This window comes from Bradyrhizobium sp. 14AA, assembly GCF_054185205.1.
In genome coordinates this window covers 160,606-171,596 of record NZ_JAVAYM010000024.1, presented here as the reverse complement: position 1 = coordinate 171,596, position 10,991 = coordinate 160,606, and the positions used below count along the sequence as shown (strand labels likewise).

General features: G+C 60.5%; 12 protein-coding genes. 3 read left to right on the top strand and 9 right to left on the bottom strand.

From position 1 onward, the window contains the following. A partial coding sequence (locus RAD15_RS34005; RefSeq protein ID WP_458182968.1) for a DUF5801 repeats-in-toxin domain-containing protein occupies positions 1 to 2,531 on the bottom strand: 2,531 nt, incomplete at its 3' end. A gap of 149 nt (positions 2,532 to 2,680) precedes the next feature. Between RAD15_RS34005 and RAD15_RS34000 the strand changes: the two genes are divergently transcribed. Next, positions 2,681 to 3,109, top strand: coding sequence for a hypothetical protein (locus tag RAD15_RS34000; RefSeq protein ID WP_458182962.1), 429 nt, complete (start codon positions 2,681 to 2,683; stop codon positions 3,107 to 3,109). Positions 3,110 to 3,170: 61 nt separating this feature from the next. Here RAD15_RS34000 and RAD15_RS33995 read toward each other — a convergent pair whose 3' ends face one another. Together RAD15_RS33995 and RAD15_RS33990 are read right to left on the bottom strand one after the other, a co-directional pair. Next, on the bottom strand, positions 3,171 to 3,536 hold the full coding sequence (locus RAD15_RS33995; protein ID WP_458182961.1) for a hypothetical protein: 366 nt from the start codon (positions 3,534 to 3,536) through the stop codon (positions 3,171 to 3,173). 120 nt (positions 3,537 to 3,656) lie between these two features. Further along, the gene (locus tag RAD15_RS33990) at positions 3,657 to 4,091 is read right to left on the bottom strand and encodes a hypothetical protein (protein WP_458182959.1); all 435 of its coding nucleotides are present in this window, start codon (positions 4,089 to 4,091) and stop codon (positions 3,657 to 3,659) included. Between the two features lie 711 nt (positions 4,092 to 4,802). Between RAD15_RS33990 and RAD15_RS33985 the strand changes: the two genes are divergently transcribed. Next, a complete protein-coding gene (locus RAD15_RS33985) occupies positions 4,803 to 5,177 on the top strand; it encodes a hypothetical protein (protein ID WP_458182957.1) in 375 nt (124 codons plus the stop codon). Positions 5,178 to 5,202: 25 nt separating this feature from the next. Here the strand turns inward: RAD15_RS33985 and RAD15_RS33980 are convergent, their stop codons facing one another. Further along, positions 5,203 to 5,457: a hypothetical protein gene (locus tag RAD15_RS33980; RefSeq protein WP_458182956.1), complete on the bottom strand. Its 255-nt coding sequence runs from the start codon at positions 5,455 to 5,457 to the stop codon at positions 5,203 to 5,205. A 147-nt stretch (positions 5,458 to 5,604) separates the two neighbouring features. Here RAD15_RS33980 and RAD15_RS33975 point away from each other — a divergent pair, with 147 nt between their 5' ends. Continuing rightward, positions 5,605 to 6,753 carry a hypothetical protein gene (locus tag RAD15_RS33975; protein ID WP_458182955.1) on the top strand — a complete coding sequence of 383 codons (1,149 nt, stop codon included), beginning with the start codon at positions 5,605 to 5,607 and terminating at the stop codon, positions 6,751 to 6,753. Between the two features lie 113 nt (positions 6,754 to 6,866). Here the strand turns inward: RAD15_RS33975 and RAD15_RS33970 are convergent, their stop codons facing one another. The 5 genes from RAD15_RS33970 to RAD15_RS33950 all read right to left on the bottom strand — a co-directional run bounded on the left by RAD15_RS33970 (position 6,867) and on the right by RAD15_RS33950 (position 10,988). Next, positions 6,867 to 7,085, bottom strand: a complete 219-nt coding sequence (locus RAD15_RS33970; RefSeq protein WP_458182953.1) for a hypothetical protein — start codon at positions 7,083 to 7,085, stop codon at positions 6,867 to 6,869. A gap of 895 nt (positions 7,086 to 7,980) precedes the next feature. After that, positions 7,981 to 8,325, bottom strand: a complete 345-nt coding sequence (locus tag RAD15_RS33965) for a hypothetical protein (protein ID WP_458182951.1) — start codon at positions 8,323 to 8,325, stop codon at positions 7,981 to 7,983. Positions 8,326 to 8,602: 277 nt separating this feature from the next. After that, positions 8,603 to 8,845 carry a PilZ domain-containing protein gene (locus RAD15_RS33960; RefSeq protein ID WP_458182949.1) on the bottom strand — a complete coding sequence of 81 codons (243 nt, stop codon included), beginning with the start codon at positions 8,843 to 8,845 and terminating at the stop codon, positions 8,603 to 8,605. A gap of 7 nt (positions 8,846 to 8,852) precedes the next feature. Further along, a complete protein-coding gene (locus RAD15_RS33955) occupies positions 8,853 to 9,152 on the bottom strand; it encodes a PilZ domain-containing protein (RefSeq protein ID WP_458182966.1) in 300 nt (99 codons plus the stop codon). 831 nt (positions 9,153 to 9,983) lie between these two features. Then, positions 9,984 to 10,988, bottom strand: a complete 1,005-nt coding sequence (locus RAD15_RS33950; protein ID WP_458182948.1) for a hypothetical protein — start codon at positions 10,986 to 10,988, stop codon at positions 9,984 to 9,986. Between the last annotated feature and the right edge of the window lie 3 nt (positions 10,989 to 10,991).

The following is a 10,991-nucleotide window of genomic DNA, read 5'->3' as shown; positions in this document are numbered from 1 at the left end:
AGATTGCCGCCCGCCGTGCGACCTTCCACCGTCGTGCCGTTCATCACCAGAACGACGTTCTGACCGGTCTGCGCATCCACAAGACCCGTCGACTTGCTGGTGTCGATCGACAGCGCATAGCTGATCGGATGCTGCGGATCCGGCACACCGTCCGCGCCGGTCACCGCCGTGAACACGCTGCTGAACGACGCAGTCGCCGTGTTGTCGCCATTGTGGATCGTGCCGTCGATGCCGTTCGTCACGAACGTCAGGTTGCTCTCGTCAACCGACAGCGACGGACTCGTGCCGCTCGCCGCGATGGTTGGGCCATCGTCCAGGAACGTCACCTGCTTGCCGAGGTCGATGCTCGAGCTCGCCGAGTCACCGTCATTGTCGGTGATCGTCGCCGACAGCGTCACCACGCCGCTGGCCAGGCTGACCCCTTCGCTGGTGTCCGGATCGGTGCCGTCGGCTTCCTTCACCGCGCGGCTATCCGTGAACGTCACATTACCGTCGCTGTCGACCTGCAGCGTGAATACCAGCAAGTCGCTCGAAGCGGTGTGGCCTTCCACCGTCGTGCCGTTCATTACCAGCACGACGTCTTCGTTGGTCTGCGCGTCCACCAGGCCCGTCGGCTTCGAGCTATCGATCGACAGCGCGTAGCTGATCGGATGCTGCGGATCCGGCACACCATCCGCGCCGGACACCGCCGTGAACGCGCTGCTGAACGACGCGGTCGCCGTGTTGTCGCCATTGTGGATCGTGCCGTCGATGCCGTTCGTCACGAATGTCAGGTTGCTCTCGTCAACCGACAGCGACGGACCCGTGCCGCTCGCCGAGATCGACGGACCGTCGTCATAGAACGTCACTTGCGGGCCGAGATCGATGCCAGCGCTCGCCGTGTCACCGTCATTGTCGATGATCGTCGCCGTCAGCGTCACGGCACCGCTGGCAATGCTGATGCCCTCGTTGAGGTCCGGGCTGGTGCCGTCGGCCTCCTTCACCGCACGGTCGTCCGTGAACGTCACGAAACCGCTGCTGTCGACCGACAGCGTGAACACCAGCAGGTTGCTCGACGCAGTGTGGCCTTCCACCGTCGTGCCGTTCATCACCAGCACGACAGCTTCGCCGGTTTGCGCGTCCACCAGGCCGCTCGACTTGGAGGTATCGATCGACAGCGCATAGCTGATCGGATGCTCGGAATCCGGCACGCCGTCCGCGCCCGAGATCGCCTGGAAAATACCGCCGAACCACGCGGACATCGTGTTGATGCCGTCATGGATCGAGCCGTCGATGCCGTTGGTGGCAGCCGACAGGTTGCTCTCGTCGACGAACAGATGCGGAACCGTGCGCTCCTCACCATCCAGGACGACCTGAATCGACGGACCATCGTCCTGCAATGTCAGATGCGGACCAACGTCGACGCTCGCGCTCGCGCTCTGGTTGCTGTTATCAGTCACCGTGGCCGTCAGCGAGATCAGACCGGCAGGCACATGCGTGCCCTCGCTCACGTCGCCGTCCTCGCCCGTGCCTTCATGCACGGAGCGCAGATCCGTCAGCGTCAGCTTGCCGCTGGCGTCGACGGACACCGTGAAGTCCTGCGGGCCACTGGCCGCCGTAGCGGCGTCCTTGCCTTCGCGGCCGACAACGACTCCGTTCTCCAGGAACAGAAACACATGATTTCCGGTCTGCGAATCGATCAGCCCGGTGTCCACGCCAGATCCACTGATCGACAGCGCGAATGTCAGGGATTGCTGGCCGCCGGGCACGTTGAGCGTGACCGACACCGGCCCTGACGCGGCAGTTTGCGTGGAATCAGGCGTAGAGCCGTTGATGCCGTTCGTCGCAGACGTCAGGAAGCTCTCGTCCACCACCAGCTCCGGCAGAGCGCCGAGCGAAATTGTCGGAGCCGGGGGAGTTGTCGGCTGCTGGGGAATAGTCCCGGTTGGAAAGGTAAAGTCATTCGGCCCCAGATCCTCCTGGGGAGCCAGCGTGTTGAGGGGCGTCGACGGCAGCGGTTCGTCCCTGAACGTGGGGAAGTTCGCACCGCTTCCCTGCGCGTTGTTCTGACCGAGCGTGTCGCCGGCGGCGGGGAGAACGGCAGACGCCGCTGTGGGATCATTGATGATCGGGAAAGCGCTAGCGAACTCGGCGACGGTCAGGTCACGGCCTGGCGCAACTTCGATGGTGAGATTGCCGAGCTGATCGTGCCGGGAGTCGAAGAACGGCTCGACCGTCACGGTGGAATGGTTGTCGAAAAGAATGATCAGTTTCTCGCCGACATGAACGAGCGTAATCTTCTCATTCGCAATAGCCGAAAAGTCGACTTGAACCTTCTGGTCATATCCGAGGTTCAAAACGACCGCCTGATCGGCGAATGGCTTGGTCAGCTTGAAGATGCGCGGCGGCGAGGCGTTGTTCGAATTTCCAGCAGTAGCCTGGGCAACCCGAAATTGCTCGTTCATGAAATCTCTCCGCCAAAAGGACGTGAAGTGAAAAATTGCAGGCAAATTTACGTCGAAGTGTATCTTTAAGCTATTGTTAACCCCCACGAGCGTCAAGAAAACTATTTGGTTAATCAATACTTTCGATCAGGATGTGGTAAAGGGAGCGCGCGGCCGCGATATGTCGCAAAACGGGCCAGATCCCGCCGTTTGGCGCATGTCGCTCCAGGCCTGAGGCGCGGCAGCCGGAGCAAAGGATGAGGAAATTACTGGTAACGGCCGCGCTGGCCGGATTTTGCGGATTGCATGCCGCCGCAGCTCAAAACCAACCAGCGCCGGATGCTCAGACGGTCGAACGCACCGTCAAGGCATTGCCGAACAAAGACACTCAAATCGGGCTTTACATTAACGTCAGGCCCGACTGCACCTCCGGGCCCCTGCCAACGATCCGATTGGCAACCTCCCCCGCGTCGGGAAAGGTCGTCGTAAAGCCCGGTAAAGTGAAGGCGACCAACTACAAGGCCTGCCTGGCGCTAGAAGTGCCGGCTTACGTCGCCTTCTACAAATCCCCTCCGGACTTTACGGGCGACGACACGCTGACCATCGAGGTCAAATATCCCGGCGGACGGACCGAGATTCAAAAGATCACGATCAACGTCGCCGGACCGGGCGGTCAGAAAATCTAGCTGTAAATATCATTGCGGGGTCGGCGCCAACATTGCGCGACCATCGTCGGCAGGCTTAAATTCAGTCCACCCGCGTGACTTCACATTGGCTGCGCGAGTTCGGTCCGACCACGCCGATATTGACGTTCTTGAACTGGTAGCTCGCATGCGCGGGAACAGGCTGGTTGGCCCACACCAGAACCTTCGTGGCGCGCTCTCGATCGTCATCCATCCAGCAGGTCAGCTCGACACTGTCGATCTTCTTGTCTGTGCCGTTGGAAAACACAAAACTGGCAATTCCGTAATTGTCGGCCCGGCGCGTGGTCTGGAATGAGTCGATCTTGACGAGCTCGCCCAGGCCGGAGGGCGCTACGGGCGGTTGCGCACCTTGCGCCGCCGCTGCGTCAATCAGCGCGCACAGCCCTGCAAAGCAGACGATCCCGGTCAACGACCTCATTACGCGCCTCATTCCCCGAACGCGGCGATATTTCCGCGTCTCCGGGGTTGGCGCAAGTGCCTGCCGCTATTGCGGCGCGGAAACTCCGCGGCCGCCTTACGGCGCAGAGCGTCAATGAGAGAGCGTCTTCGCGCCCAACTGCTGCTGCGGGTCTGCACCGCAGTCGCCGATCCGATGCGCAACGACCAGTTCGACCCTTGGCAGCTGCCCTTCGCTGAGCTCATTCTGCTCGGTGTACGATTCCTCGCTATGAACCGTAATTACCGTGCTGACGGGTCCCATGAAGTCGCAACGGTTTGCGAAAGTGTATTGGTTGTTCTTCTTTTCGGGTCTCGCAGAGACGCAGCTGCCGACCGAGGGGGACGAGAACGTCGCCTTCATCGAGACGGTCGGATCGACACAGGCCGTCACCTCCCGCTCGAGCAAACGGTGCTTTGGCTTGCGATGAGCGACCATATCGAGCGTACGAACGAAGTGCCAAAGACCCTTGCGGAAGGTCGGCCCCTCGAGTTCATCAGCTTTGGCGACAGTCGCGATCGAGGTCATCAGAAGCGCCAGAGCGGCACAACGAATGAAAGAGGGTGCAAGAATTGAACGCCGGCCTGTGGTCATTAGCTCCATACCCGCAGCTCCATACCCGCTCGCTTGCTCCCCGCAGGAATAGCCGCACAGTCGAAAGCATTGCCTCAGGTTCAGGCACCGCCGTAAAGCAAACATTAACAATGCGGGAGACCCGTTAAATTACGGGAAACCCGGTTTGCCTGATCGGCTGCGTTTCGAATCGCGCGTTACTACCCCTGCTCCCCACGCGACTTCTTGTCACGGCGTCGGACAGCCGGTCAACACGCGCCAATACGGAAGATCAATGAGAGGACTTAAAGCGCAGTCCGCGCGTCATTAATTCCGGTAACCGCGGCATTTCGGTAACAGTGAGCCGGCCGGATCAGGGGAAGACCCCAACCGCCAAACAGACCGGTCGCAAGCGCGACGGTATTCTAGAGACGCAACTCGCGGTGGCTGAATCGAATTTATCCTGGCGCTCACGCAAGAAAATCCGCCGCGCCAGAACATGTTCCGCGGGAACGGCAAAGGGTTTCTGAAAAGCTGAAGATGGCCCATCCTCAGCTCTCCGCGCAAAGCGCCAGGATGACGCGCAGCGACGGGTTCGGCGCCCATCCGAAAGGAGGCGTCGCTGATTGACCTTTGATGCCATTTTTGCTCTTTTAGTCGGATATTTCTCGCTTTTGGGGGGCTGCGATGCAGAGCAGATTCAATGGGTTTCTTGGGGGAGCGATCTTTTTTGGTCTGGCAATCAGCGCGAGTGCAGCCGGCGCGGCCGATTTGGGCTTGATGACCTCAGGACCCGCAGCCGTCGGAAACTGCAGCGAACTGGTATTTGTCTGCGAGAATGGCCGACAATATCCGCTTTGCCCGATCGCGGTCTCGGTTGCCGGCGAGGTCGTGACTGCATCTCTGCACACCGGGCGACATGGCGGTGCGCATGTTCGGCTGGTTCCGATGGGCGTCGGTTATCGCTACGCCGGACGGGGCGTTTGGCTCGACGGCTTCCGCGAAAATGCCCTGCTAAACTTCGGCAAACACAGCCAAATCGCCTGCACCCTCGCCCACTAAGGCGAGGGACTCTGCGGCGAACCGCTTATCCCTTGGTGCGCAGCACGGCGCCCTGCGACCGCGGATACATATAGGCCTTCGGCTGGGCATATACTGGGCAGTAATTATTCCATTGATATTGCTGCCAATTCCACTTCAAACACCCCGGTTCAATTCGCGGTTCGGAACCGAAATCGAGACGATAGGGTTCGTCTCCGAAGGGGTAAGGACCGCTGTAAGCGGCGCTTGAAACGAACATCACCGTCAGGGAAATGGCGGTCGCGGCCAGCAATTTTGGCATGTTGCCCTCGATCTTCACGAGCTAATGCGCGAGAGTGCCAAAGCGGGAGTTTCCAATCAAGGCCCTGACGGGCGAAATTGTTGAGCATCGTTCGTCGTCTGCTCATTTCGTCTGTCTTGGCGGACTGCCTTTATCACCGTGGTCGCCGTGCAAGCCAATCTCGCCATCCTTGCTGCACTTGCCAGTCGTCCGAACGGACGGATTGCGTTTGCCGACCTCGATCGGCAACTCCAGGCGCATGACGAGAACGGTGAAATCGACGATCGGATAGAACAACAGGTCTCCGCCGGAATCGAGCTGATCGAAGCCGGCCTTGCGGTCGTTGATGGCGACAGCTTGGAGATCACCGAGGCCGGCCGCTCGGTCATTGCGGCCCTTCCCGATCGCTCATTGCCTCAGGCGAATTCGCTCGAGGTCATCGATCACCTGGTCGGCACTGAAGTTCGCTCGCGGATCTTCAACCTTGAACTCCGAGACGAGACCGAGAGCCACGCGAGCTTCCAAGGCCCGGACGCCCCCCCGACGGGGGCCGCGAAGGCAGCGACGCATCCGACCAGGCGAAGCCCGGCGGACCTCGATGTGAGTGCTGCTGCTCCAGAACCGGTCACCCCGCCAGCCGCGGCGGGTACGCCGCCGACAACGGTCCAGCGCCCCCTCTCTCGCGAAGCAGATCCGGCGCCGGACAGCGGCGCCCGGCGAGCTCGGAGTTTCGCTGTATCCTCGCGGCCGCTCGAGCGCCTTGTCGCGCTATGGCGGCGGCACCTCGAGGAGGACCCGCCGAAAGCGCGTATCGTCAGCCGGGGAGCGCGCATCAATGGAATCGTCATCGCGCTCGTCAGCTTGCTGCTCGTTATCATCTGCGCCGGCGCCGTGATTGCCCTACGACAGATCAGGTCTCTGCAGACAGAGATCTCCTCTCTGCAGCGCGAGCTGTCACCTCTGAAAGAGCGGCTTTCCCGCTTTGATCAAGCAGAAAGAACAAGGCAGGCCGAGGAAAAAGCGCGCGAAGAACGGGGCAAACGAACCGCTGACAATCCGCCGCCGCAACCGCCTCTCGCTCTGTCGCGCGAGGAGATTCAACTCATTCGCGACTATATCAAACCCGCACCTGGCGCCGGCTCTTCCGCCGCCGTCGCGGTTGGTGATCCGATCGTCGGACCGACGATCCCCTTCCCTTCGCCGGTCTCGGAGAAAGTGCCAAAATTGCTTGGCGCGAGATTCGCCATCCGAAATGGGGCGATTCTCATCGTCAGAAGGGACAGCCGGCAGATCGACGCTGTTCTTGGACCGAACTGACCGTCCGATCCATGAAAGCGCGATGGGATCAGGATGAATCGTCATCGCGCTTCAGGCAGGCGTGTGAGCATGATCTTTGCGGAAGACCGCTTCGTACTTTTCCGGATCATGCTCTAGAGCGCGAGCGAGTAAGGAAACCGTCTCGTCAGATTGAGGTCGAGGTAACCGCTGCCGTCAATCCATTGATGTGGGCAATAAGCAAGCGTGGATGGATCGACAAGCAGACCGTCCCTCAGAATAGCCTCGCGCGTGCCTATTCTACCCGTCGCGATCTTCTGACCTTCGTGCGGATCGAGGAGCAGCGCATCAAACACAGCGGTGTCGTTTGTCACCCGAAACCCCCAAGGTGCTGAAATGAACGTCTTGAAGGCAACAAAGACTATTGATCCAACTAACCAAGGCAAGTCTTATCGTTTTTGCAGCTGCTAAGTCACCGCTCGGCCCGCGATGTCAGCGAACTGACCAAGGCGTTCGGCCGCAGCGGCATCAGCGTCTGCTCCTGCTACTGGAGCAACGCGAGAGCAGCGAGCAGGGCATCGGCTCCGAAATCTCCCGAAAACAGGTCAACGAGTAATCCCGCGCCCAGAGCGAGGGCAGTCAATTTAATGGCAATCATGTCCGCCTCCCCTTTAAATCGTCCGTAAATACGAGCCTACCTCCGGCCTGTTTCGGCAATATTTCGGCGATCGGGAAAATGGCTTTGGCATGCCAGGCCCACGCCCCTATTCGCTACCGTTATCACCCGAGAGCGGATAGGCTGAGGCGCGTCTAGTCCTGTTTCTGACATCTGATTTGAGAGGAGAAACGCGATGCAAGGTACTTCACATATCCTGGCGGCTGCGGCGCTGCTTGGGATCGGTACCCTCGTGACATCCGGATCGGCCCTTGCTGGCGGAGCCAGGAACGGAACGGGCGGCCTTCCTACCGTCGAAAATGCGTGGGGATTTGGCTACGGCCAGGGACCGTCCTTTTCCGGACAATATGCTCCCGCTGCGGACGACGCCTACGTTTTCAGTTACGAATACCCCGTTTTTGCGGGCCACGACGTGCGAGCGATCGCCGTCGACTTGTCCAACTCGCGCTTTCGACACCGGCCAGTCGCCGGACCGGGAATTATCTACTATCGCGGCCAGTATCCCCGCCCGTACCGCGTGAACCCATATTGGTGAGCAGGTCGACGGAGCTCGCCTGCGCGGTCTCTAATGCCGCGCAGGAGAAGAACGCCCGTCATCCCGCCCCCGCTTGCGCATCCCCGCCGGGATCATCCGGGTTGTTCTTCGATTTAAGCACGCGCTTGCTGACGAATCCTCTGACCGCATCGTAAGCTTCCAGCAAAGGCGGCGTCAGCGAGAAGAAGACGCCAAGCCCAATTGCGATGATGACATGTCGTAGCGAGACGCTCTCGTCCTGCGTTTCAGTCCGCCCAGAGTTCATCCCGGCGACGACGGGCGTGGCGTCATCCGCCCGGCTGACGACATTCGCCCTCCGTGGCTTACGCGGCGGGATCATCACGACGACGAAGAGAACGTTAATCAGCAACCAAATGCCGAGAATGATTAATAGCGTTCTCATTCCAGAAATCCAGGAGACCAATACGACTCAAAAACAATCGCCATCCGGAGGCTAAAATATGCCCAAGGCCCAGTCACAGTTATCCAGCCTGTCCACTGATGCAAGCCTAAATCTTGGTCGGCCAAAATTAATCCTACCGCCAAAAACCGTGATCGACGCGAAGGCGCAGGTAACCGGCACCGGCGCGGCACTGCTGATTTTCGGGTTGGGCAGGTTGCCTTGCTCCCGGTCACCAAGCGACGTGCAGCGCATCGATGGTACCGCCATCGCTCTAGCCTCAATCCAGGAATTCAACGCCGATACGATTTCCGCTCGACCAGACGACGCGACAATTTCGGATGACGCGATCCTTCTCCAGCATCAGCTTGATCCGAGGTCTGACGTAGACCTTGTCCGCCATCTCGATGGCGGCACCGTGATCGGAGAGGCTGACGACGCGGCATCGCATGCTGGATCCGTCGCCGGCGATGTATGCGATCTCGTCGACCACCGTGCGCTGCTGTCTACGACGCTCCTCCATTGAGAACTCACGCCTTGCTCAAGTTCTTGCCGCGCAGGAAGTGAACTCCAATGTGATCCCCGTTGATCCAGGCCAGCTCACAGCGACGAAAGGCGGCTCCAGTCGTCGAAAGGAGCAGGAAGAACTCCTTCAACGCAAGGCCTTCGACCGATCCTTCGACCTTGAGCTTTGCTCCGGCCTCGGCCACGTCGGTCATCTGACATTGGCGGCTCCATGTCCCGTCGATAGCCACCATGTGCACATCGATGCCCCGCGAGAACTCGACGCGCGCCGTTCCACGTTTTTCGGGCGGTAGTGAACCAGTCATATCTGGTCGAAACCTGCATTTGGAAAATTCAATCGAGTCGCCGTTCGCCGACGGCTCGCCTGGACAAACCCTGCCTGCCGGCGCGCGAAAAGCGCTTGGGAAATGTAGTCGCCCTCGGCTCGGCCGAAGCAACGCAGCACCAAAATCATGCGTCGCCTCGATAATGTGCGATAACAATTCAGGAAAACCTAATGAGCCTGTCGGATTTCGGCAAATGGCAATCAGAATCCGCAGTCGCGGCACATCTGGGAGCCTGCTCCGAAGCAAAGTCGCGTGCGGGCGACGCGAGCTCGGGTGCAGATTGAACGCCCACGACACATCGCCCTTAACTGAATTTACGCGCGTAATGTCATGCATCAAATCTTCGTAAATCCGGATTAAGCTCCGTAAATCCGGGATTTTGCACAACCCTCCCGGGGCTGGCGCAGCGCCGCTCGCGATCATTTCAGCGAGCGGCGTTGTTGTTTCGGTATTCCTGCGGATTACGGGCCGGGTTCCACGATGCTACGGTTCCATCGCGAGCGACGTACCCTTGCCAGCCCCGGGGAGAACGGCGCCGCAAAAATGGCCTTGGCCCGCCTCCACTGCGCTTTTGCCGGAGGCGGGCTTCCTTTCCATTGCCTGCCAAACTGAAAGGGGCCGCTCAAAGAGCGGCCCCTTGCCGGTTGAAATGGTTGTCCGTGATGAAATCCAGCCCCGGCATCAACACCCTAGCGGTACTGAAGTGCCATGTGGATTCCGTTCTACTACGGTGAACCATACTGCCGTAATTTCAGCCCGTCTCCCTGCGGCCGACGCAAAGATTGCGCGTAAGCCGGGGGAGCCGGTGACTCAGCGCGCAGGCGTGGGCGCCGGCGCAGACGCCCGCGTGGTCGGTGCGGGCTTCGGTTTTCCCGCCGCCGGCTGCGTTGTGGCCTGCGGCGACGAGGCGGCCGGCACGGGCTTCGGAGCAGCAGGAGCTGTGACCCGCGGCGGCGGCGTAACCTTCCTGGGCGCCGCATTCTGCTCGAGCCGGATCAGTTGATCCTTGACCGCCTTGATCTGCTCGGCTGCGTTCGCGCTGTCGCGCTCCGCCAGGTCCTGGCTGGTCTTCACTTGATCGGAAAGTCGGGCGACGGCGCGGCTCAATTGATCCTGGCTGCTCTTGAACTGCTCGCCGAAATTTGCGTTGTCGCGGACCATCTGCTCGCGACCGAGCTTGAGCTGCTCAATCTCCTTCTTCAGGCTCGCAAGATCGCGCGACATCGCTTGAAGAAGTGGCGTCAGCTCGGGCGGAAGAGCCGCGAGCGCAGCCTGTGGCGCGGGCGAGGTTTGCGAAGTCGCCTTGGCGGCATCGCCGGACGAGCCCAACCAGACAGCAGCGGCGACACCAATTCCGGCGACCAGCACGATGCCCGCGAGCCCAAACACGCCCCAGCCGTGCAGCGAAATCCGGCTGCCGGAAACAGTCGGGCGAACCGTGTCGATGCCCACCATCTGCGCAGGCCGGAGGCTTGCGGCTTCCAGCTTCGACAGCGGCCGATGTCCCGCGTCCGCCGGGGACGCAACGCGGATCTGCTCCGCAGCTCTGCCGGAGCTTTCGATCTCATGAGGCCGGACGATGTGGGCTTCGGGGGCCGGATTCCGTGACATGCCGGCTTCGCGAGAACTCAGCTTTCCGAAACTCCCTTTCGGGGCCTCGGTGCCATGCGCAGGACTGTCAAAAGCCTTCGCGGCGCGCTCGCTACCCGTCCGCGCGTCGGCGGGCTCCGCGTCGAAATAAGTGGGGGGTGATGGCGGCTCGTTGAGTATGCCGGCAATGGTATCGCTCAACGCCTGCAGTTTATCCGTACTCATTCG

Excerpts from the sequence above, each read along its gene's own strand:
- RAD15_RS34000 (WP_458182962.1), top strand. The coding sequence starts at position 2,681 with ATGAGGAAATTACTGGTAACGGCCGCGCTGGCCGGATTTTGCGGATTG.
- RAD15_RS33990 (WP_458182959.1), bottom strand. The coding sequence starts at position 4,091 with ATGACCTCGATCGCGACTGTCGCCAAAGCTGATGAACTCGAGGGGCCG.
- RAD15_RS33985 (WP_458182957.1), top strand. The coding sequence starts at position 4,803 with ATGCAGAGCAGATTCAATGGGTTTCTTGGGGGAGCGATCTTTTTTGGT.
- RAD15_RS33980 (WP_458182956.1), bottom strand. The coding sequence starts at position 5,457 with ATGCCAAAATTGCTGGCCGCGACCGCCATTTCCCTGACGGTGATGTTC.
- RAD15_RS33965 (WP_458182951.1), bottom strand. The coding sequence starts at position 8,325 with ATGAGAACGCTATTAATCATTCTCGGCATTTGGTTGCTGATTAACGTT.
- RAD15_RS33960 (WP_458182949.1), bottom strand. The coding sequence starts at position 8,845 with ATGGAGGAGCGTCGTAGACAGCAGCGCACGGTGGTCGACGAGATCGCA.
- RAD15_RS33955 (WP_458182966.1), bottom strand. The coding sequence starts at position 9,152 with ATGACTGGTTCACTACCGCCCGAAAAACGTGGAACGGCGCGCGTCGAG.
- RAD15_RS33950 (WP_458182948.1), bottom strand. The coding sequence starts at position 10,988 with ATGAGTACGGATAAACTGCAGGCGTTGAGCGATACCATTGCCGGCATA.